This is a genomic window from Polycladidibacter stylochi, assembly GCF_001562055.1.
Taxonomy (GTDB): Bacteria; Pseudomonadota; Alphaproteobacteria; order Rhizobiales; family Stappiaceae; genus Pseudovibrio; species Pseudovibrio stylochi.
Genome location: NZ_LLWE01000024.1, coordinates 494088 through 517376, shown reverse-complemented (window position 1 = coordinate 517376; position 23289 = coordinate 494088). Strand labels below are relative to the sequence as shown.

The window sequence follows — 23289 nt, the reverse complement described above, 5'->3', positions numbered from 1 at the left end:
TGAATAACTCATGTTTCCATTCATAAAAAAACTCATAATTGTGAATTATGTAGGCAAATCCTGAAAAATACCTGGATTAGATGAATCACGATTTTTTTCAGAATCATGATTTCCCATAGGAAAGCACAGGCATACCAATGAAGCTAGTGCCGTAATCCTGCTTAGACAAGGTGCTTCGTAAAATAGGCGACAGTCTTGTTGCTTTGGCTCAAGGTAGCTTTTCCTTGCTGCTCAAACCCCAGTTTTTGATGAAACTGTATCGAAATCGGATTTGGAGGGTCCAAGTTGATTTCGCAACAGATATGTTTATAGCCTGCGCTCTTTGCGACAACAAACAGGTCTTCATAAAGCGCTTTCGCCAGCCCTTGGCCACGCATTATTTTTGCGATAACTACCCGATCAATATATACGAATTTATCTAAGCGATTTTTAAACCACAAGAAGTTCGGGCTATTGTAAGGGGCACTCTGATCGAACCCCAGCAAAAAACCGGCTTCTTTTTCAAGTGCCCTTGCATAAAATGAGTCATTGCACATTTTGCGAAACTCAGTGCAGGTTACAGATGAAAGTTCTGTTGCGTGTTGTTGGTTCAGCTGGTGCGCCCATGTCAAATCGGTATTATTAAGTTGCTGTATTTCTTTCAATTTTTTTTACTCTATTGGCAATAGTTAGCGTAATTTAATCATATGTATTTGTGCATGTATGACTTGAAAAAAGAGAGCACATCCGCCATCTAAAGCACAAAGTGTTATCTGGGAAAAGTTTTATTCATGTTTTCTTTAGCTTTACGGTCCTTTAACCAGCTATTATCCCCCGAGTATCGTCCATATTTATGGCGAAGTCTTGGTCTTACAATCGGTGTTTTGTTTTTATTGTGGCTGGGGATTGAAGGCGCTGTCAGCATGTTGGTTGACTACTTGTCACTCAAATATGCCAGCGAACTGCCCGCATGGGTTGACTGGGCAATTTCGTTTATTACCGGCATTGGAGCCATTATAGGCTTAAGCTACCTACTTGCCCCTGTATGTGCTGTGGTGCTGGCCTTTTTCCAAGACGATATTGCATTGCGCCTGGAACGAAGCGACTACCCGCAGGACCCAGAGGGAAAACCGCAGCCTTTTAACACTGCATTAGCCTACGCGCTGCGTTTTGCTGCCGTTGTTTTGCTGGCCAATATACTGGCATTACTCTTGTTACTCGTACCAGTGGTGAATATGTTCGCCTTTTTTGTCATTAACGGTTACCTGCTGGGCCGCGAGTTCTTCGAGTTTGCCGCCATGCGCTACATGCCACCAGAAAAGGCAAGGCAACTGCGCAAGGAAAAATCTACGCCTGTCTTTATGGGGGGGCTGATTATTGCGGTGCTGCTCTCTATTCCGATACTCAATTTGTTCACCCCCCTATTCGCAACTCTCTTTATGCTACATGTATTCAAAGACATGAAGGCAAAAGGAAAAATCGCGATTTAGAGCTTGGTATAGCACTCTGTACTTAACCTTGATCTCTGTTTGCAATGTTACGCGGCAACGAGATATAAACCTGCAAACCATGGCCGGCATTGTCGCCCAGCGTAATTGTGCCGCCATGTTTTTCGATAACTTGCTTAACAATGGAAAGCCCAAGGCCGACAGAAGAAGAGCGCACACGCTCCACATTATCTGAACGGAAAAACGGTTCGAACACTTTTTGGTGCAAGTCTTTTGGAATACCCGGTCCAGGGTCCGAAACGATTACATACAAATAATCGGGTGAATGGGTTTCTAAGGTAATGTGGGCTGCACCGCCATACTTGATTGCGTTATCAATTAAATTGGTGAATGCACGGCGCAAGCCCGCCGAACGGCCTTTCATGACTGCACGCGTTTGTAATTTGAGCGATACAGTCCCGCCACCCCCAAACACACTTCGGGTCTGGTCTGTTCTTATTTGATTGGTAATATCAAGGCGAACACACTCACCCATGTCAGCATAATCATCACAAATTGATTCAAGAAGTGAGGCTAAAGACAAGTCTGTTTCTTCTTCGTTGCTCGCTTCAAATCGCAAGAAATCAAGGCTTGAGACAATAAGCCTTGTCATTTCTTCAATGTCGCCCACCATTTTGTCACGCAGTTGATCATTTTGCACCTGCTCTAAACGCAAACGTAATCTGGTGGCTGGCGTACGTAAGTCATGGCTAATAGAGGCCAACATGCGGGTCTGCTCAGCCAGCATATTTTCTTTTTGCTTGGCGTCATTTTCAATACGCTCCGCCAGCTTGTAAGCTTCTTTACTTACATAGTAATCCGGCAGCTGAGTATGCCCTTTTGCAAGCATCTCAAAAGGAATACTTATTGCTTTCGAAATACCGGTAACAATGTAAGCAAGCGCACATAACAGTAAAATAGCTGCAATAAACACAAAGGTTTCTGGCAATCTGTCTTGCCACAGACTTGTAGCATCTACCAACAAAGGCGGACGCTCATCGCCAAAGTTTATAAATAGCCTGGCAGCCAAGTCTTGCCTTGTAATGCCTTGGCAAAGAGCTGCAAGCCGCTCAAATGAATCCGGCAAAACATGTGGCGGAGTTTGCAGTAAACCCGGCAGTGGAGGTCGAGCGCTAAAAAGTATTGCAGCCCGCAACCGATGCCCCTTGAATTTAATAATTAAAGGCACCGTTTCTTTGCTTATTGGCGGGCGACTGGTGCTTAAACGGGTAAAGGTGAGCAACGATTCTGCAGATACCGGCTCTTTTTGATCAAGTAAAAGGGCTTGTAGCTTATTACCAAGTTCATACCCGGCGGTTTGTGAAGCTGATATCGCCCAATGCCTTGCGCTTATGGCATTAAACGTAACGGCAACTAATAGAGCACTCAAAGCTATTGAGAGAATAAAAATAGTCGTTAAGCGCTTTTCCAAACGTTTTGGTGGAAAAGCGCTGAGAAATGACTTTATCCACAGCAGGCTATGAGTTGGCATTCGATAGACGTTCTATTGGTAGCGCCATCAAATAACCTTGATGGCGAACTGTCGAGATATAATCAATTGAACTATCTGTTTGCGCCAGCTTTTTTCGAATACGACTGATTAATATATCAACACTTCTATCAAGTGGATTCAACCGCGAACCGCGCAAACTGCTTGCTATGGTGTCACGCGATACTGGTGCCTCGGGACTTTTTAACAGCAGCAGCAAGGTATCTAACTCTGATGATGATAGATGAACCACAACACCATCAGGAGCGACTAGTTTACGCGCTGTTTCATCCAATTGCCAGCCGGCAAAGCGGTACACAAAGCGCCTTGACACCTGCCTGTTACCCGCATCTTCTGCCCGTCTTAAAACCGCAGAAATTCTTGCCTGCAATTCTCTTGGGGAAAATGGCTTCTCCAAGTAGTCATCAGCACCTAACTCAAGGCCAGAAACCCGCTCATTTTCGCCAGTAACAGCAGATACGATAATTGTAGGCAAGTGCAGCTTAGACTGCATGCGCTGACAAAAACTCAACCCGCTTTCACCCGGTAGCATCAAGTCCAACACCATAAGGTCAATGGTGTTGGAAGCTAATGTCTTTTCTGCCTCTTCCGCAGAAATTGCTGTAAGTACTTCAAAACCAACAGATGAAAGATATTCAGCAGTAAGCGCTGATATCTCTTCGTCATCATCTACGATCAGCAGTTGTTTGGAGCTATGTCGCATCAATTTCTTATGAATATTCTAGAGTTTCTTTAGGAAAGGAGAGCTTATACCACTCTGCTAGAGTGAGCAATACTCAGCTTCATTACCCAATTTTAACATTTTGAAACATTTTCGTTGATGCAAAATATATCTCTACGGGAATATGATTAGCATACCAGTAAAGGTGAGGATTACTGGTTATTGGGAGGAATATCAATGAAATCTGTATTATTAAGTAGCGCTGCTGCTCTGTTTGCGCTCGCCTCTACAGCCAATGCACAACCCACAGCCGAAGTATTACACTACTGGACATCTGGTGGTGAGGCAAAAGCTGTACAAGCATTGAAAAAGGACTTCGAGGCAAAAGGTGGTAAATGGATTGACGCACCGGTTGCCGGCGGGGGCGGCGATGCCCAAGCAGCAGTTTTACGCGCACGCGTTCTTTCTGGTGATCCGCCTGCAGCTGTGCAAATTAAGGGTGTTAATATCCGTGATTGGGCCGAAGCGGGAGCGTTGGCCGATCTTAGCGCGGTTGCCAATAAGTACCATTGGGACGACATTCTACCAAAACAATTGCAAGATATTGTAAAGTACGAAGGCCACTATGTTGCCGTTCCAGTGAACGTGCACCGCGTAGACTGGATATGGGCAAACCCGAAAGTGCTTGCCAAAGTTGACGCAAAAGTACCAACAACATGGGAAGAGTTTAACCAAGTTGCCGAAAAACTAAAAGCCGCTGGAATTATTCCACTCGCTCATGGCGGTCAGCCATGGCAAGATGGCACCGTTTTTGAAACTGTTGTTTTAGGTATTGGCGGTCCAGACTTTTACAAAAAAGCATTTGTAGACCTTGACCCCGAAGCATTGAACTCTGACACAATGGTTAAAGTGTTTGACGAAATGCGTAAGATCCGGGGTTATGTGGACCCAGATTTCCCTGGACGTGACTGGAACCTCGCAACCGCAATGGTTATGCGCGGCGAAGCAGCCATGCAAATAATGGGCGATTGGGCAAAAGGCGAGTTCCTTGCTGCAGGTAAAGTTCCCGGTAAAGACTTCATTTGCGCCAGCACTCCATCGGATAAGGGCTATATCCTTAACTCTGACAGCTTTGCCATGTTTAAAGTGAAGGGCGATGATCTTGTTCAAGGTCAGCAACTGCTAGCCTCTCTCATTCTTGGTGAGAAGTTCCAGGAAACCTTTAACTTATTGAAAGGCTCTGTTCCTGCAAGAATGGGCATGGACCAGTCCAAGTTCGATAGCTGTGCAGTTAAGTCTATGAATGACATGAAAGAAACTGCGAAAAACGGAAGTCTCGTGGGCTCCATGGCCCATGAGATTGTGCAGTCCGGTGCCGTTCGCGGTGCAATTTTGGATGTTGTCACAGAGCACTTTAACTCTGACATGTCTTCCAAGGAAGCAGCCAAAAAGCTGGCAGAAAACGTTGCGTTAGCGCAATAAGTGCTGGTAGGAACGGGCGCGGGGTTCTCTCCCCCACTCACCCGCGCCCGCGACGTAAGTGCTTAAGCGTTTCAACTGTATCAATGCACCAGCTGTTCATGCAGCTGGCGCCCCTTGGAATTCATGAGAATTAAAACATGCCAAATAGAGCTCAAGAAAGAGGTCGGCCTAAATTGCTGGACCGTCTGGCCGAACGACTGCCACAAATAGTTGTCGCGCCCAGTTTTCTGCTCATCCTTGTGTTTGTTTATGGCTTCATCATTTGGACAGGATATGTTTCCTTCACCAAATCGAAAATGTTGCCAGTATACAAGCTTGATGGCTTACGCCAGTACACGCGGTTATTTTCCATGGACCGCTGGGATGTCGCCTACTCAAACCTATTTGTTTTCGCCAGCCTTTTCATAATTGTTGCCATTATCATTGGCTGCCTGCTAGCCGTTCTGCTTGACCAGCACATACGTGCAGAGGGTGCACTGCGCACGATCTACCTCTACCCAATGGCCATCAGCTTTATTGTGACAGGTACAGCTTGGAAATGGATGTTGAACCCGTCTTTGGGACTGGAAGCATATTTTCAATCACTTGGCTGGGAGAGCTTTTCGTTCAACTGGATTGTCGATAAGGATATGTCCATCTACGTGGTTGTGATTGCTGCAGTTTGGCAGGCATCCGGCTTTGTTATGGCCCTGTTTCTTTCTGCGCTACGTTCTGTCGATCAAGAGATCATCAAGGCAGCTTATCTAGATGGTGCCAGCAATACCCGCATTTATATGGGCATCATACTCCCTTCCATGCGTCCTGTTTTTCTATCGGCATTTGTTATACTCTCGCACTTGGCCATTAAGAGCTTCGATTTGGTCGTAGCCTTAACGGGTGGTGGACCGGGATACGCCTCAACCCTACCGGCGAATTTTATGTACGAGATGACGTTCCGCCGTAACCAAATCGGAATTGGTGCCGCATCAGCCATGATGATGTTGGCAACTGTTGCCGCCATCATGATTCCCTATCTCTACTCCGAGTTGAGAGGTAAAAAGAATGGCTAATCGCGATCGCCTTCCAGGAACAGACGGTAAGGGGCGTTATATCGGCCGCTTTCTTATCTACTTAACACTCGCAGTTTTTGCGATATGGTATCTTGCCCCTCTTTATGTGGTGGTTTCGACCTCATTCAAAGATTTAGCCGAAATCCGTGGCGGTGCCTTGTTGTCGTTACCGCACGAATTTAATGTCTCTGCTTGGCATAAAGCCTGGTCACAAGCTTGTATCGGCGTGGAATGTACTGGCCTGAAGCCATACTTTATCAACTCTATCTCCATGTCCGTTCCGGCGGTACTCATATCCACCTTCCTAGGCTCAATAACTGGCTATGCACTAACCAAATACCGCTTCCGCGGCGCAAATATTATTTTTTCACTCATGCTGTTTGGATGCTTTATTCCGTTCCAGGTGGTCATATTACCTATGGCACAAACACTCGGAATGCTTGGCATAGCCAATACAGTAAACGGCCTCATTTTAGTGCATGTGGTTTATGGGCTTGGATTTACAACGCTGTTTTTCCGTAATTACTATGTGAGCATACCCGATGATTTGGTGAAGGCTGCCACGATTGATGGCGCAGGCTTTTTCAGAATTTACTGGCGTATCATGCTGCCATTATCACCACCAATCATTGTGGTGACGATTATCTGGCAGTTTACACAAATCTGGAACGACTTTTTATTCGGGGCAAGCTTTACAACAGGTGGTGCACAGCCGCTGACCGTTGCCCTGAACAACCTCATCAACACAACAACTGGCGTGAAACACTACAACATTGATATGGCTGCCGCGCTCATCGCCGCCGCCCCAACGTTGTTTGTTTACATTGTCGCAGGACGTTACTTCGTCCGTGGCCTCACCGCTGGTTCAGTTAAAGGTTAAGGGGCGCTACCATGGCTACGCTCACAATTAATAATGCAGGTAAAAAATACGGCTCGGTAGAAGTTTTAAATGACATTTCTATGGAGTTAAACGACGGCGAACTGGTGGTACTGTTAGGTTCATCAGGGTGCGGTAAATCTACCTTGCTCAATATGATTGCCGGTCTTGAGAGTATCTCCAGTGGCGATATTCGAATTGACGGTGAAATCGTTAACGATATCCACCCGAAAAACCGCGATATTGCGATGGTTTTTCAAAGCTATGCGCTCTACCCCAATATGACTGTTGCCAAAAACATTAGTTTTGGCTTGGAAATGCGCGGGGTGGAAAAAGAAAAACGCGACGAGTTAGTCAACAGCGTTGCTAAAATGTTGCAAATTGACCATCTGTTAAACCGCAAACCGGCTCAACTATCCGGTGGTCAACGCCAAAGGGTGGCTATGGGGCGCGCCTTAGTACGCCGCCCTAAAATCTTCCTGTTTGACGAACCGCTTTCTAACCTTGATGCAAAACTACGGGTAGAGATGCGGCACGAAATCAAAAAGCTGCACACTTCGCTGAAAGCCACCATGGTTTATGTAACCCATGACCAGATTGAGGCAATGACGCTTGCCGACAGAATCGCCATATTGAAAGGTGGTGTTGTACAGCAATTTGCAACACCAGCCGAAATCTATTCGCGCCCGGCGAATATGTTTGTGGCCGGTTTTGTCGGCTCCCCTTCTATGAACTTCCTTCCTGTAACGGTTGCCCAACAAGGGAATGAAATAGGCGTACACTTGGCCGTTCAATACCAAGGAAAGAGCGAAAACCAGTTTGTACCCATGCGAAATAACGACAAGCTTTCGCAGTTGCTTGGGCGTGAGGTGATTTTGGGTATTCGTCCAGAAATGATTACGCAACTGGAAAATGCCGAGAAGGACTTAGCGACACTTCACTGTGATGTTGAGGTTGTAGAACCAACCGGCGCAGATACCTTGTGCATTATCAAATTGGCCGGGAAAGACAGCATTGCCCGAGTATCCCCAATCCACGCATGTGCCCCTGGTGAGTCTATGGGTTTTGCGCTGGATATCTCTCGGGCCTGTTTGTTTGACCCTGTCACCGAAGAGCTTATTTCCTAATTACAGGTTGGCTCGAAAACATCCAGAAATGGCGTCAATGCAAATTGGCGCCATTTTTATGAGAGTTATCAGGCTGTGGATGATTCTGTGATTTGTAAAATCACACTATAATTACACAGTGGCAAATAAATCCTAATAATAACATCTAGATACAGATTATTAGGGATTGAAAAATACGGGGGAATGCTCTTAGAGCCGCACAACAATACCATTTCAGTATGCTATTTTGCCATTTTGTTGACTTTTCTTCGGATTAGTTCTTTCTGTGTTTACCATTTTATTGCAACCTGTCGTCGAGCGACGGCTTATTAAGCTTAACGAATCCCTAAGGACTAGGAAAATAGATATGAATCGCAGCATGACAATCGCGCTTGTATCGTTACTAGCCGTGTCAACAGCGGCCTGTATGCGGACCAGTTACACGCGCAGTTATGTCTCCCCACTACCGGCGACCCCTGTACCAGCTGTAACACCTGGTGAATTGCAGCCTGTGTCACCCGCTGGCCAGCCTGTGCAGGCGGCTGCTGCCCCTGAAACACAAATTGCCAGCGCACCGCCAGCTACTCAAAGAGCCGGTTTGGGCCGCACCGACCTGCTTGGCGGCTGGACAGTTGCCTCTGGCGGTGACAACTGTAAGCTATTCATGACACTTACCACATGGAGTGGCGGTTATCGGGCTAACACCCGCGGCTGTAACGACCCCAGCCTATCTTCAATTGCTGCATGGAACCTCAACGGCAATCAAGTGGTATTGAAAGACGCAGCCGGTGGTAATTTGGCAACCCTAAGCGGTGGTGGCGCTGCATTTTCCGGCCAAACTGTTGGTGGTGCCCCAATTAGCTTCCAACGTTAGATTGAAGCCCAAGCGCCTTGTTTAATGAGTTTATGAACGAGCTCGGCAATCAGCCGGGCTTTTTTTCTTGCCAGAGTTACCTTACCTCCAGTATTTCAGGCAGGACATTTACTTTTGTGATCGGAATTTTATATGACCTTTGTCATTAATCAGAATACTGTCATGAGCCGATATCAAGAATTGGTCGCATCGGGAAATATCTCTCAAGACCCCGCACAGCTTGAGGTTATAAATAGGCTAGACCAACTTAATTTAAGGCTAGCAGAAAAACCGGCGGCTCAACAACAAAGCTTTTTTTCCAAATTATTTTCTAAAAACAAAAAAGAACAAGACATCACCAAAGGTGTTTACATTTGGGGCTCTGTGGGCCGCGGTAAAACCATGCTGATGGATTTGTTTTTTGACCTTGCACCTACGGAAGGTAAAATTCGCTCCCACTTTCATGAGTTTATGGAAGACATCCATAACCGCATGAAGCAGTTGCGTGCAGAAATATCCGAGGGCAAACGCAAGGACACCGACCCTGTGCTACCTGTAGCCGATGCGGTAGGTGAAGGTTTACAACTCCTGTGCTTTGATGAGTTTACCATCACCGATATTGCGGATGCCATGCTCATTGGCCGCCTGTTTTCACGGTTATTCGAACATGGGGTGGTGGTCGTAGCCACTTCCAATGTGGAGCCGGACAACCTCTATAAAGATGGCCTGAACCGCAGCCACATCCTGCCTTTCATTGATATGATCAAGCAGCAGGTTGATGTCGTGTGCCTTGACTCGTCAACTGATTATCGCCTGGAAAAACTCGGGGATGCAGAAGTCTACTTAAGCCCGCTAGGCCCACAAGCTGATCAAGATATGGCCAACCTATGGGCATCTTTAACCTATGGTCTTCCAGCTCACAGCGAGACATTGCACAACAAAGGTCGCAATATTGCCATTTCAAAAACGGCAAGCGGTGTTGCTTGGTTCACGTTTGATGAGCTTTGCGCCCAACCTCTGGGGGCATCGGACTACTTGAGAATAGCCCACGCATACCACACGATCTTTTTGGAAGCGGTACCAGCACTGAATGAATCGCGTCGCAATGAAGCAAAGCGCTTCATCAATTTAATTGATACGCTGTATGATAATAAAAACAAATTGGTTATTATGGCGGCTGCACAACCACAAGAGCTTTATCAGGCCAAACAAGGCACTGAAGCATTCGAGTTTGACCGCACAGCCTCACGGCTCATTGAAATGCGTTCGAGCGAATATCTTTCCCAGCGCAATGATTCGCCAAACTGAAAAAAATAGAATTTTTTCAGTTGCTGTAATTTAGACAGATTCGAATTTTACCCATAATTCATTGTCCAAAAGAATTAATTGAGGCTTTTTGAGCGTATTTCACTTGCACCCATACGATAAAACCGCTACTCCACTGCGACAAATAGGCACGCTAGGTGCTTGGTTTACGTTAAGGGGAGCTTAAAAATGGCACGCAACAAAATTGCTCTAATCGGCTCGGGCCAGATTGGTGGAACACTTGCGCACCTTGCAGGACTGAAAGAGTTGGGAGACGTTGTCCTGTTCGATATCGCGGAAGGCGTACCGCAGGGCAAGGCACTTGATTTGGCAGAATCATCTCCAGTTGATGGTTTTGACGCCAAGCTTTCCGGCACCAACACCTATGAGGCTATTGCCGGTTCTGACGTGGTGATTGTTACCGCTGGTGTACCACGCAAACCAGGTATGAGCCGCGACGACCTGCTTGAAATTAATTTGAAGGTTATGGAGCAAGTGGGTGCGGGTATTAAAAAATACGCGCCAGACGCATTTGTTATCTGCATCACCAACCCGCTTGATGCAATGGTTTGGGCACTACAAAAATTCTCTGGTCTGCCTGCAAACAAAGTTGTTGGTATGGCTGGTGTTCTGGATAGCGCCCGCTTCCGTTACTTCCTCTCCGAAGAGTTCAACGTGTCTGTAGAAGACGTCACCGCATTCGTGCTTGGTGGCCACGGCGACACTATGGTGCCGTTGACACGTTACTCCACAATTGCAGGTATTCCGCTCACCGACCTTGTTAAAATGGGTTGGATCACCGCTGAGCGCTTGGAAGAAATCGTACAACGCACCCGTGATGGCGGTGCCGAGATCGTTTCCCTGCTGAAAACCGGTTCCGCTTTCTACGCACCTGCTGCATCCGCCATTGCAATGGCAGAAAGCTACCTGAAAGACAAAAAGCGCGTACTGCCATGTGCCGCTTACCTTGATGGCCAGTACGGCCAAAAAGACATGTACGTGGGCGTTCCAACCGTTATCGGCGAGAATGGCATCGAACGTATTGTAGAAATCGAGCTGAACAGTGACGAAAAAACCATGTTCGACAAATCTGTCGACGCGGTAAACGGCCTTGTTGAAGCTTGCAAAAAGATCCAGCCCGCCCTCGCTTAATTGCGGCATGAGGTAATGGACCAATCAGATTTGCTGGCGCTTTTTAGTGCCAGTCATCTCCTTGAGACATTTAGGCAGAGCAGATGAACATTCATGAATATCAGGCGAAAGCCGTTCTAAAAGAGTATGGTGCGCCGGTTGCTGAAGGTGTTGCAATCTTTACAGCTGATGAAGCTGAAGCCGCAGCAAAATCCCTTCCCGGCCCGCTTTGGGTTGTGAAATCGCAGATCCACGCTGGTGGTCGCGGTAAAGGTAAGTTCAAAGAGCTGCCTGCAGAATCAAAAGGCGGTGTACGCCTCGCATTCAACCTGGACGAAGTAACTTCCCACGCAAAAGAAATGCTGGGCAACACTTTGGTCACAGCACAGACCGGTGACGCTGGTAAAGTTGTGAACCGTCTCTACATCGAAGACGGTGCCGACATTGACCGCGAGCTCTACCTCTCCTTGCTGGTAGACCGTGCTTGTGGTCAGGTTGCTTTTGTTGCTTCCACTGAAGGCGGTATGGACATTGAAGAAGTTGCACATGCAACTCCTGAAAAAATCCTCACGCTGCCAATCGATCCGATTGAAGGTGTAACTGCTGATAAGGCAAGCACCCTTTGCGATACGCTGAAGCTGGAAGGCGAAGCCCGCGAAGACGGCATGAAGCTGTTCCCGATCCTTTACAAAGCTTTCGTTGAAAAAGACATGGCTCTGTTGGAGATCAACCCGCTGATCGTTATGGAAAACGGCCGCCTGCGCGTTCTGGATGCGAAAGTTTCCTTCGACGGCAACGCCCTTTTCCGCCACGAAGACATTGTTGCCCTGCGCGATAAAACCGAAGAAGACGAAAAAGAGATCGAAGCTTCCAAGCACGATCTGGCTTACGTTGCTCTTGATGGTAACATCGGCTGCATGGTGAATGGTGCGGGTCTTGCCATGGCAACCATGGACATCATCAAGCTGTATGGTGCCGAGCCTGCAAACTTCCTCGACGTGGGCGGCGGTGCCACCACCGAGAAAGTAACTGCCGCGTTCAAGATCATCACTTCTGATCCAAACGTAAAAGGTATTCTGGTTAACATCTTTGGTGGTATCATGCGCTGCGATGTGATCGCGGAAGGCGTGCTGGCAGCCGTGAAAGAAGTTGGCTTGCAAGTGCCGCTCGTTGTTCGCCTTGAAGGTACCAACGTAGAGCTTGGCAAAAAGATCATTAATGAGAGCGGCTTGAATGTTATTCCAGCTGACGACCTCGATGATGCAGCTCAAAAGATCGTTGCTGCTGTGAAGGAGGCCGCATAATGTCTATCATCGTCAATAAAGACACCAAAATCATCGTTCAGGGCCTGACCGGTAAAACCGGTACCTTCCACACAGAGCAGGCTTTGGCATACTACGGCACCCAGATGGTTGCTGGTGTTCACCCGAAAAAAGGTGGCACCAACTGGACTGGTACTGTTGCTGGCGAAGAAAAGTCTTTGCCAATCTACGCTTCTGTTAAGGAAGCGAAAGAAGCAACCGGCGCCAATGCATCTGTTGTTTACGTGCCGCCAGCAGGTGCTGGAGCTGCGATTATCGAAGCGATTGAAGCCGAAATTCCGTTTATTGTCTGCATCACCGAAGGTATTCCGGTTGCTGACATGGTGAAGGTGAAAGCCCGCTTGGAGAAGTCCAACTCCCGTCTGCTCGGCCCGAACTGCCCAGGCGTATTGACCCCAGAAGAGTGCAAGATCGGCATTATGCCGGGTTCTATCTTCAAAAAGGGTTCTGTGGGCATCGTTTCCCGCTCTGGCACCCTCACCTATGAAGCTGTGTTCCAAACAACACAGGAAGGCCTTGGCCAAACCACAGCTGTTGGTATTGGCGGCGACCCTGTGAAAGGCACCGAATTCATCGACGTGCTGGACCTGTTCTTGGATGATCCGGCAACCGAATCCATCATCATGATTGGTGAAATCGGTGGCTCTGCGGAAGAAGAAGCTGCTGAATGGCTGAAAGAGCAAGCTGCCAAAGGCCGCAAGAAACCAATGGTTGGCTTCATCGCTGGCCGTACAGCGCCTCCAGGCCGCACCATGGGTCATGCCGGTGCTGTGATTTCTGGCGGTAAAGGTGGTGCGGAAGACAAGATCGCTGCAATGGAAGCGGCCGGTATTTCTGTTTCACCATCTCCTGCTAAGCTCGGTAAAACACTGGTTGAATTGCTTGCCAAAGAAAGCGCCTAGCGCAATGGGCAGGTGCAGGGAGGCATCTGCTTTGTAAAAGTGGATAATCGGCACAAGTGTATTACACCCGTGCCGATTTCATCCCATAGTAGTAATGTGGCAACTCGTCGCAAGTTGCCCATTTATAAGCGCAGTTGAAATACAACTGCAAATCGCGGGACCGGGCAGGCGGTTGCCAGCCCAAACGAAAGAAGGCGGGTCAAAAGCTCGCTGAACAGAACATGGCACGGCAGGACGCGAACAACATTTTCGCGCTGACGTCGTTCCTATACGGCGCCAACGCTTCTTATATTGAAGAGCTTTATGCTCAGTACCAGCAAGATCCCAACGCTCTGGACCCAGAGTGGCAGGATTTTTTTGCTTCTCTCAAAGACAACCCGCAGGACGTGCTCAAGGAAGCCCAAGGGGCCACTTGGCAACGTGCTGACTGGCCAGTTCCTGCCAACGGCGAGCTCATTTCCGCGCTTGACGGGCAATGGCCAGCCGAGGCTGTTGTTTCTAAAAAAATTAAAGCCAATGCAGAAGCTAAGGGACAAACCCTCTCTAATGAGGATGTTCTGCAAGCAACACGCGATAGTGTTCGCGCACTGATGATGATCCGCGCCTATCGTATGCGCGGCCACCTGCATGCCGAATTGGACCCATTACGCCTTGCCACACCGGGCGACCATGAAGAGCTTCATCCTGCCACCTATGGCTTCAAGGAGAGCGATTGGGATCGCAAGATTTTCCTTGATAACGTTTTGGGTATGGAATACGCCAGCATTCGCGAAATGCTGGAGATATTAAAGCGCACCTACTGCTCTACCCTCGGGGTGGAGTTCATGCACATCTCGGACCCTGCCGCAAAATCATGGATTCAAGAACGCATCGAAGGACCAGACAAGCACGTTGCCTTTACACCAGAGGGGAAGAAGGCAATTTTGAACAAACTTGTCGAGGCAGAAGGTTTCGAGAAGTTTTTGGATGTAAAGTACACCGGTACCAAGCGCTTTGGTCTTGACGGCGGTGAAGCACTCATCCCTGCCCTTGAGCAAATCATCAAACGCGGTGGTGCACTTGGCGTGAAAGAAATTGTTCTTGGTATGGCCCACCGTGGCCGTCTGAACGTGCTTTCACAAGTAATGGGCAAACCGCACCGCGCCATTTTCCACGAATTCAAAGGCGGCTCTTACGCCCCTGATGATGTGGAAGGTTCGGGCGATGTGAAGTACCACCTTGGCGCTTCCTCCGACCGTTCGTTTGATGGCAACAATGTGCACTTGTCACTGACTGCCAACCCTTCGCACCTTGAAATTGTCAACCCTGTTGTGCTGGGTAAGGCCCGCGCAAAACAGGACCAATTGGGTGATTGGCAAGAAACCACCGAAATCGATCGTGAAACCGTATTGCCGCTGCTGCTGCACGGTGATGCTGCATTTGCCGGTCAAGGTGTTGTGGCTGAGTGTTTTGGTCTATCTGCGCTGCGCGGCCACCGTACCGGCGGTTCGATCCATGTGATCATTAACAACCAGATCGGCTTTACCACCAATCCGCGTTTCTCCCGCTCTTCACCATATCCAAGTGATGTTGCGAAGGTGATTGAGGCACCGATTTTCCACTGTAATGGTGATGATCCGGAAGCCGTGACCTTTGCTGCGAAAATCGCAACCGAATACCGCCAGAAGTTTGGCCGTCCGGTCGTGATCGACATCATTTGTTACCGCCGCTTTGGTCACAACGAAGGTGATGAGCCTGCGTTTACCCAGCCGATCATGTACCGCAAGATTCGTAAGCACGAAACAACCTTGCAGATCTACGCCAACAAGCTGGTGAAAGAAGGCCTGATTTCGGCAGATGAGTTGGAGCAGTTTAAAGCTGACTGGCGTGCCCATCTTGATCGTGAATTTACCACCGGCCAAGAGTTCCGTCCAAACAAAGCCGACTGGCTTGATGGGAAATGGGCTGGTCTGAAGGCGGCCAAAGAAGCGGACGAGCCACGCCGTGGTACCACCGGTGTGCCAATGGACGAGCTGAAGGAGCTGGGCAACAAGCTCTCGACCGTACCTGAAGGCTTTAACGCCCACCGCACCATTCGCCGCTTTATGGATAACCGCGCCAAGATGATTGCATCCGGCGAGGGTATCGATTGGGCAATGGGTGAAGCGCTGGCATTTGCTGCCTTGGTGAAAGAGGGCCATCCGGTTCGTTTGTCCGGTCAGGACTGCGAGCGCGGCACCTTCTCACAGCGCCACTCGGTATTGTACGATCAAGAAGATGAAAACCGCTACATCCCGCTCAACCACATCAGCGAAAAGCAGGGTCGCTATGAAGTGATCAACTCCATGCTTTCCGAAGAAGCGGTATTGGGCTTTGAGTACGGTTACTCCATGGCCGAACCAAAAGCACTGACCATGTGGGAAGCGCAGTTTGGCGATTTTGCTAACGGTGCACAGGTGTTGTTCGACCAGTTCATCTCCTCTGGTGAACGTAAATGGCTGCGCATGTCCGGCCTTGTTTGTCTGTTGCCACATGGCTACGAGGGACAAGGACCTGAGCACTCATCTGCACGCCTTGAACGCTTCTTGCAGATGTGTGCAGAGGACAACATGCAAGTTGCCAACTGTACCACCCCTGCAAACTACTTCCACATTCTACGCCGTCAGCTGAACCGCGACATTCGTAAGCCACTGGTGTTGATGACACCTAAGTCGCTGCTGCGTCACAAGCGTGCGGTTTCCAAACTGGAAGACTTTAGCGTTGAAACCTCGTTCCACCGTCTGTTGCACGATGATGCGCAAACCAAGCCGGGCTCCACAGTTACGCTGAAAAAGGATGAAGACATCCGCCGCGTGATCCTGTGTACTGGTAAGGTTTACTACGATTTGCTGGAAGAGCGTGAAAAGCGCGGCATTGAAGATGTTTACATCCTGCGTGTTGAACAGCTTTATCCATTCCCGACCAAATCGCTTTGTGTTGAAATGGCCCGCTTTAAGAACGCCGATGTTGTCTGGTGTCAGGAAGAGCCGAAGAACATGGGTTCCTGGTTCTTTGTCCAGCAATACATCGAGTGGGTACTGGAGCATGTAGGTGCGAAGGTTGACCGGCCACGTTATGTGGGCCGTCCAGCTTCTGCGGCGACTGCAACAGGCTTGATGAGCAAGCACCTTGCCCAGCTGCAAGCCTTCCTGGACGACGCATTCACCATTTAACTGGATTGTACGGGGTCGCAAGACCCCGGCTCTCCGTGAATGGAGAGCATGAGAAACTGGAAAGATATAGAACATGGCAACGGAAATCAGAGTACCCACACTGGGCGAATCCGTGACCGAGGCAACCATTGCACAGTGGTTTAAAAAGCCGGGTGACGCTGTTAATGCAGACGAGCCATTGGTTGAGCTGGAAACAGACAAAGTAACCGTAGAAGTTCCTGCACCTGCTGCTGGCACACTTGCGGAAATCTTTGTTAAAGAAGGCGATACTGTTGAAGTTGGCGCATTGCTTGGCAACCTTACCGAAGGCGCTGGCGCTGCACCTGCCGCCGCTCCTGCAGCAAAAGCCGAGGCTCCTGCAGCTAGCGCCGAAATTATTGAAGTGGTTGTACCAACCGCTGGTGAAAGCGTAACCGAAGCTGAAGTTGGCGAATGGTCTGTTAAAGTTGGCGACAGCGTTAAAGCCGACGACATTCTTGTTGAGCTGGAAACAGACAAGGCCGCGCAGGAAGTGCCAAGCCCTGTTGCCGGTAAAGTGGTAGAAGTGCTGCAAGCCACCGGTGCCACCGTTAACCCGGGCATGGTACTGTGTAAGATTGCAGCTGGTGAAAGCGCTGCTGTAGCCCCTGTTGCTGCAGCCCCTGCCCCACAAGCAGCTGTTGCGGCTCCTGCTTCTTCCATGCCAGCAGCTCCTTCTGCCGCTAAAATGATGGCAGAAAAAGGCCTCTCTGCAGATCAGGTTGCCGGTTCTGGCAAGCGCGGTCAGGTGCTGAAAGGTGATGTGATCGCTGCTGTTGCAGCTGGCGCAACTGCGGCACCGCAAGCCACTGCTGCGCCAGTTTCTGTTCGTGCGCCTTCTGCGCCTGCTGATGAAGCACGCGAAGAGCGTGTACGCATGACCAAGCTGCGCCAAACAATCGCGCGTCGTTTGAAAGATGCCCAAAACACAGCGGCGATGCTGACCACTTACAACGAAGTGGACATGAAGCCGATCATGGACTTGCGCAAGCAGTACAAAGACATCTTTGAAAAGAAACACGGCGTTAAGCTTGGTTTCATGGGTTTCTTCACCAAAGCTGTAACCCACGCTTTGAAAGAAATTCCTGCTGTCAACGCCGAGATTGATGGCACTGACATCATTTACAAGGATTTCGCGCATATCGGTGTTGCTGTTGGTACACCTAAGGGCCTCGTTGTGCCAGTGGTGCGCGATGCTGACCAAATGTCGATTGCTGATATCGAAAAAGAAATCGGTAACCTCGGCCGTAAGGGCCGTGATGGCAAACTGTCCATGGCTGACATGCAGGGCGGTACCTTCACCATTTCCAACGGTGGTGTCTACGGCTCGCTGATGTCCTCGCCTATCTTGAACGCGCCGCAGTCCGGTATTCTTGGCATGCACAAGATCCAGGAACGCCCGGTTGCTATTAATGGTCAGGTTGTTATCCGCCCGATGATGTATTTGGCGCTGTCCTACGACCACCGCATTGTTGACGGTAAAGAGGCTGTAACCTTCCTTGTTCGCGTTAAAGAGAGCTTGGAAGATCCGCAGCGTCTGGTGCTGGACCTCTAAAAGAACTTTTAGTGCCCGGCCTTAGCGCCGGGCATAGATTTTATTATTCAACGCACATTGCCCCATTAGCTATTGTCGGATTTGAAAATCGAGGTTCAATCCATGACCGGTATTGTGAATAACTCTCAAGAGAGCGAGCAGGACGAACGTGAAGATAGCTTTGTGGGTGAAGCAAGTCGTGAGGTTGAGCAAATAGCTCAAACTTTGCCCTCGTTAAAAGGGCAGCTGATCAAATGGCTCATACGCTCACTCATCGCCTATGGACTAGCGCAAGCGTTTATCGCTTGGCGTGGTGGACCTGATTGGCTGATGCCGATCACATATCTGTATATCGCGATATCCTTGATCTTTGCTTTGGTGATCTGGTGGGTGTCGTTCCGTATGATTACCAAGGTGCGCCGGTCGGTTGACGAGACAGACGAAATGCTTCGTGACAATCTTGATGAAATCGATTCTGGGCAAAGCACGCGTTGAATACATAAGCTGATGTTGGGCAATTTGCCCCTGAACTAAGGAACGAGGAATATGTCCTACGATCTCATTGTAATCGGCACTGGACCCGGTGGCTATGTTTGCGCTGTTAAAGCTGCACAACTGGGTATGAAAGTTGCCGTTGTCGAAAAACGCAAGAGCCATGGTGGCACCTGCCTCAATGTGGGCTGTATCCCTTCTAAAGCATTGTTACACGCCTCAGAAATGTTTGAGGAAGCCAACCACTCCTTCGAAGCTCTCGGTATTAAAATCGGCAAGCCGAAGGTAGACTGGAAGGGCATGCAGGCCCATAAAGACAAAGTCATTGAAGGCAATACTGCCGGTATCGATTACTTGTTCAAGAAAAACAAGATTGACATTTTCACCGGTACCGGCCGCGTTTTGGCGCAAGGCAAAGTTGAAGTGCTGGCTGAAGACGGCTCTACCCAGATTGTCGAGTGCAAGAACATCGTTATTGCCACCGGTTCTGATGTGATGCCACTGCCGGGCATCGAGATTGACGAGAAAACCGTCGTCTCCTCTACAGGCGCTCTTGAGCTGGACAAAGTGCCGGGCCGCCTGCTGGTTGTTGGCGCTGGTGTGATTGGGCTTGAGCTTGGTTCTGTTTACCAACGCCTTGGCTCCAAGGTGACCGTTGTTGAGTTCATGGACAAAATCCTCGGCCCTATGGACGGCGATGTTTCCAAACAGTTCCAGCGTATGCTGAAAAAACAGGGTATGGAGTTCAAGCTCTCTTCCAAAGTGACCGGCGTTGATAAAAAAGGCAAGGCACTGGAAGTAACCGTTGAGCCTGCCGCTGGTGAAGCTGCGGCCGAAACAATGGAAGCTGATGTTGTGCTGGTTGCTATTGGCCGCCGCCCTTACACAGAAGGTCTTGGCCTTGCAGAAGCCGGTGTGAAGCTTGATGAGCGTGGCCGCATTGAAACTGACGCTCACTACAAAACCAATGTAGATGGCATTTACGCAATCGGCGATGTGATCAAAGGCCCAATGTTGGCGCACAAAGCCGAAGACGAAGGTGTCGCACTGGCAGAAATTCTCTCTGGCCAAGCGGGACACGTGAACTACGAGGTTATTCCGGGTGTTGTTTACACCTCGCCGGAAGTTGCTTCCGTTGGTAAAACCGAGGAAGAGCTGAAAGCTGCTGGCATTGCCTACAAGGCCGGTAAATTCCCGTTCTCGGCCAATGGCCGCGCGAAAGCCATGCTCAAGGCAGATGGCTTTGTCAAAGTGCTGGCAGACAAAGAAACCGACAGGGTTCTCGGCGTTCACATCGTTGGCCATGGCGCTGGCGAAATGATCCACGAAGCTTGCGTGCTGATGGAATTTGGCGGATCCTCTGAAGATCTGGGCCGCACATGTCATGCACACCCGACCATGTCGGAGGCAGTGAAGGAAGCGGCACTAGCCACCTTCGCCAAGCCAATACATATGTAAATTAAAATATTCTAGGCCGCAGTTTACTCTGCGGCCTTTTATTACCCTAAGAAATATACCAATATAATTTCTAGATTTTTTCTATAATCACAACAAACTTATCCTAAGCTTCTTCACACCACTGTAATAAAAATTAGCCAGCCTGTTTTGGATCATGATTATTACAGGAGGGTAAGCAGTAGCTGTGATAAAAACAGTTTTATGTATCGTCGGAACACGCCCAGAATGTATTAAAGTTGTCTCACTGGTTCGGGAGTTGCGTCGACGCGAAAATGTCCGCTGCGTCTTCCTATCGACAGGCCAACACCGCGAAATGCTCGAATCTGCATTTCAGGATCTGGATATCCATCCAGATATTGACTTACAATTAATGGAACCAAATCAAAGCCTTGCTGGACTTACTTCTCGGCTGTTCTCATCATTGGATACAACTTATCAAGAAATACAACCGGACTGGGTTGTTGTACAAGGCGATACCACAACTGCCTTTGTTGGTGGGACAGCTGCTTTTTATCGTGGCATAAAGGTTGCTCATCTAGAAGCAGGCCTTAGAAGTTTCGACATAAGCGCCCCCTTCCCGGAAGAATTCAATCGCCGCGCACTCTCACTCATTGCCGCAAAACATTACGCACCAACCAGTCAGTCCCGCGATAATTTGCTCAATGAGCAAATCCCTTCAGAAAAAATTATAATTACCGGCAATACAGGTATAGATAGTTTACTACATACTGCAGTAAAGGTGCGGGGTGACAAAATCCTCACACAAGAAATTCAAGATTTTATAGAACGCTACCCGAAATACGTTTTAGTTACCGCTCACCGCCGCGAGAACCACGGTGAAGGAATTAATTCTATTTGCGATGCGCTTATTGAGCTCAGTCACCAGCATCAAGATATCGGGTTCGTTTTGCCGGTTCACCTGAACCCAAAGGTACGCGAGATAATTCACAGCAAGCTGAACGATATCGATAATATCATGCTCACAGGGCCGCAATCTTATAAGCCTTTCATCGCCTTAATGGATTCATCTTGGATGCTACTTACAGATTCTGGTGGCGTACAAGAAGAAGCCCCCAGCCTAAGCAAACCGATTTTGGTAATGCGGGAAACTACAGAACGGCCAGAAGGGATTGAAGCCGGTTGTGCCATGCTTGTTGGTAGTAATAAAGCCAAGATATGCGAGCAGACCAACTTGTTATTAACTGACCAAAAACACTACAACTGCATGGCATTGGCAATAAATCCTTATGGGGATGGTAGCGCATCAAAGTACGTTGCTGACGATTTACTCGCCTGAAGTTATTCATCATACCGTTTCAAGAAATACAAAATCCATTTCAAATTTTGTTAGCAGAGCTTCGTAATAAGGTTTATTTTAGACAGCCTTAGTAAATTTTTTTACTTAAAGTTAGTAGATAAAACTCCACTGTGCAGGGGTAGTACACAGTGGAGCGTTCTTGGGAGGAAGCTTTTCTGCTTACGGATTGAAGATAGCGTGTGACTTCTTCAAGATACTGTCTGTTTCTGCAGGCAGATGCTGGTAAACGTTTTCGTTAATGTCTTTATAAAGAGCTACATTTTTATCTATAGGCATAAAGACATCACGTGAGTGCACCATGTTTTCAACCGCACTTTGGCGATCTGGATAAACACCCAATGCAATGGCTGCACAAATGGCAGCGCCAAGGCTTGCCGAACCGTTCACTTTATTACGGTAGGCAGGAACGCCATACACATCTGCAAAGATTTGCATGAACAATTCACCATTGGACCCGCCACCACTCACAATGATTTTGCTTAGCTCAATGCCGCGCTCATCCACCATTGCTTGTGTGTGGTTCTTCATGGTCATGGCGATGCCCTCAAGCACCGAACGGAACATGTGCGGACCTTTATGGGAGCCATTAAAGCCAATCATCATGCCGCGTTCATGCAGATGAGACGGGCGAGCCAACCAATGCAGTACGGTATAAAGACCTTCACAACCTGGTGGAACATCTTCAGCCGCAGCCTTATTCAAGTAGGCTTCTGGAGAGATGCCAAGCTCTTGTGCTGCCTTGACAATATCACCACCAAGCAGGTCTTTAATCCAGGTAACCGTTGCCATACCGCGTCGGATACCGCTTGATTCATACAAGAACTCACCGGGAACAGCGCCAGGGTTGCTCCAAAAGTCCGTTGTATCAAAGCGGTTCTCATCACCTACCATCATGGAGGTGATGTAAGTACCCAACGATACCAGCGCGGTACCATCATTAAGTAGACCAGCACCCAGCCCCTCAACAGCTTTATCGTTTGCGGTTGAAACAACTGGCAAACCCTCGGGAATACCTGTTGCTTCACAAGCAGCCTTGGTAACTTGACCCAAAACAGTTGCCGGATCGACAAGGTCGAACAGCATCTCTCTTGGTGTGTTGAATGAGGCGAATTTCTCTTCGTCCTCAAACCACTCCAGAGTTATCGGGTCGATTGGCCACGGTCCAACATAGTTCGCTCTTGTGTCTTTGGTCTCGCCTGTTAAACGATGCGTGAGATAACCGGTTGTCGTGGTAACATACCTGACATTGTCATCTTCATGCTCGTAAGGTTTGGAGAGACGCAAATCCATCCAGCTTTGCACTGGCGAGGCCAAGCTGCCATCTGCCTTCAACAAGGTACGGCAGCAACGAATTGAACCAAGACCAACCCCGATAATATCCGATTTGTTGCCGTTGAATTTTTCAAAGACACTTTGACAGGAAGCTTGCAAGCTGTCCCACAAATCGTCATCGGGGTGCTCAGCCCGGCTATCGCCATAAAGAACCATAGGACGCAACTTGACTGTGTGCGCACAAATCTCGTTGCCTTCCAGATCGAAAATGGCGGTTTTGGTGCTTTGTGTACCGCCATCTATGGCCAGTATATATTGTTTTTGCTTCGTCATAATTGAGCG

At 48.7% G+C, this 23289-nt stretch carries 19 protein-coding genes; 15 read left to right on the top strand and 4 right to left on the bottom strand.

Features of this window, described 5'->3' with window-relative positions:
• Window positions 1-161 precede the first annotated feature (161 nt).
• Window positions 162-644, bottom strand: coding sequence for a GNAT family N-acetyltransferase (locus AYK67_RS08750; protein ID WP_068085026.1), 483 nt, complete (start codon window positions 642-644; stop codon window positions 162-164).
• 126 nt (window positions 645-770) lie between these two features.
• Between AYK67_RS08750 and AYK67_RS08745 the strand changes: the two genes are divergently transcribed.
• Window positions 771-1469, top strand: a complete 699-nt coding sequence (locus AYK67_RS08745) for a sulfate transporter family protein (RefSeq protein WP_068085022.1) — start codon at window positions 771-773, stop codon at window positions 1467-1469.
• Window positions 1470-1491: 22 nt separating this feature from the next.
• On the opposite strand, the gene AYK67_RS08740 is transcribed toward AYK67_RS08745, so the two are convergent.
• Window positions 1492-2958 carry a sensor histidine kinase gene (locus AYK67_RS08740; RefSeq protein ID WP_068085019.1) on the bottom strand — a complete coding sequence of 489 codons (1467 nt, stop codon included), beginning with the start codon at window positions 2956-2958 and terminating at the stop codon, window positions 1492-1494.
• Complete coding sequence (locus AYK67_RS08735; RefSeq protein ID WP_068085014.1) at window positions 2945-3679, bottom strand: response regulator; 735 nt, start codon at window positions 3677-3679, stop codon at window positions 2945-2947. The genes AYK67_RS08740 and AYK67_RS08735 overlap by 14 nt, the downstream gene beginning before the upstream one ends.
• A gap of 195 nt (window positions 3680-3874) precedes the next feature.
• On the opposite strand from AYK67_RS08735, the gene AYK67_RS08730 reads away from it, so the two are divergent.
• From AYK67_RS08730 to wecB, 14 genes are all read left to right on the top strand, one after another.
• Window positions 3875-5119, top strand: a complete 1245-nt coding sequence (locus tag AYK67_RS08730; RefSeq protein ID WP_068085011.1) for an ABC transporter substrate-binding protein — start codon at window positions 3875-3877, stop codon at window positions 5117-5119.
• A gap of 137 nt (window positions 5120-5256) precedes the next feature.
• Window positions 5257-6168, top strand: coding sequence for a carbohydrate ABC transporter permease (locus AYK67_RS08725; RefSeq protein ID WP_068085008.1), 912 nt, complete (start codon window positions 5257-5259; stop codon window positions 6166-6168).
• Window positions 6161-7048, top strand: coding sequence for a carbohydrate ABC transporter permease (locus tag AYK67_RS08720; RefSeq protein WP_068085004.1), 888 nt, complete (start codon window positions 6161-6163; stop codon window positions 7046-7048). Before AYK67_RS08725 ends, AYK67_RS08720 begins: the two co-directional genes overlap by 8 nt.
• Window positions 7049-7059: 11 nt before the next feature.
• Window positions 7060-8172, top strand: a complete 1113-nt coding sequence (locus tag AYK67_RS08715; RefSeq protein ID WP_068085000.1) for an ABC transporter ATP-binding protein — start codon at window positions 7060-7062, stop codon at window positions 8170-8172.
• A gap of 346 nt (window positions 8173-8518) precedes the next feature.
• A complete protein-coding gene (locus tag AYK67_RS08710) occupies window positions 8519-9025 on the top strand; it encodes an AprI/Inh family metalloprotease inhibitor (protein ID WP_068084996.1) in 507 nt (168 codons plus the stop codon).
• Window positions 9026-9157: 132 nt separating this feature from the next.
• Window positions 9158-10312 carry a cell division protein ZapE gene (gene zapE, locus AYK67_RS08705; RefSeq protein ID WP_068084993.1) on the top strand — a complete coding sequence of 385 codons (1155 nt, stop codon included), beginning with the start codon at window positions 9158-9160 and terminating at the stop codon, window positions 10310-10312.
• 186 nt (window positions 10313-10498) lie between these two features.
• Window positions 10499-11461 carry a malate dehydrogenase gene (mdh, locus tag AYK67_RS08700; RefSeq protein ID WP_068084990.1) on the top strand — a complete coding sequence of 321 codons (963 nt, stop codon included), beginning with the start codon at window positions 10499-10501 and terminating at the stop codon, window positions 11459-11461.
• An 83-nt stretch (window positions 11462-11544) separates the two neighbouring features.
• A complete protein-coding gene (gene sucC / locus AYK67_RS08695) occupies window positions 11545-12744 on the top strand; it encodes an ADP-forming succinate--CoA ligase subunit beta (RefSeq protein ID WP_068084987.1) in 1200 nt (399 codons plus the stop codon).
• Complete coding sequence (gene sucD / locus AYK67_RS08690) at window positions 12744-13664, top strand: succinate--CoA ligase subunit alpha (protein WP_068084984.1); 921 nt, start codon at window positions 12744-12746, stop codon at window positions 13662-13664. The genes sucC and sucD overlap by 1 nt, the downstream gene beginning before the upstream one ends.
• A gap of 221 nt (window positions 13665-13885) precedes the next feature.
• Window positions 13886-16855 (top strand): 2-oxoglutarate dehydrogenase E1 component, encoded by a 2970-nt coding sequence (locus tag AYK67_RS08685; protein WP_068084980.1) that lies wholly within the window; start codon window positions 13886-13888, stop codon window positions 16853-16855.
• 73 nt (window positions 16856-16928) lie between these two features.
• Window positions 16929-18428: a 2-oxoglutarate dehydrogenase complex dihydrolipoyllysine-residue succinyltransferase gene (odhB, locus tag AYK67_RS08680; RefSeq protein ID WP_068084977.1), complete on the top strand. Its 1500-nt coding sequence runs from the start codon at window positions 16929-16931 to the stop codon at window positions 18426-18428.
• 102 nt (window positions 18429-18530) lie between these two features.
• A complete protein-coding gene (locus AYK67_RS08675; protein WP_068084973.1) occupies window positions 18531-18902 on the top strand; it encodes a hypothetical protein in 372 nt (123 codons plus the stop codon).
• A gap of 51 nt (window positions 18903-18953) precedes the next feature.
• Window positions 18954-20357 carry a dihydrolipoyl dehydrogenase gene (gene lpdA, locus AYK67_RS08670; RefSeq protein WP_068084970.1) on the top strand — a complete coding sequence of 468 codons (1404 nt, stop codon included), beginning with the start codon at window positions 18954-18956 and terminating at the stop codon, window positions 20355-20357.
• 184 nt (window positions 20358-20541) lie between these two features.
• Complete coding sequence (gene wecB, locus AYK67_RS08665) at window positions 20542-21654, top strand: non-hydrolyzing UDP-N-acetylglucosamine 2-epimerase (RefSeq protein WP_156453092.1); 1113 nt, start codon at window positions 20542-20544, stop codon at window positions 21652-21654.
• Window positions 21655-21834: 180 nt separating this feature from the next.
• On the opposite strand, the gene AYK67_RS08660 is transcribed toward wecB, so the two are convergent.
• Window positions 21835-23280 (bottom strand): FGGY-family carbohydrate kinase, encoded by a 1446-nt coding sequence (locus tag AYK67_RS08660; protein WP_068084968.1) that lies wholly within the window; start codon window positions 23278-23280, stop codon window positions 21835-21837.
• Window positions 23281-23289 lie beyond the last annotated feature (9 nt).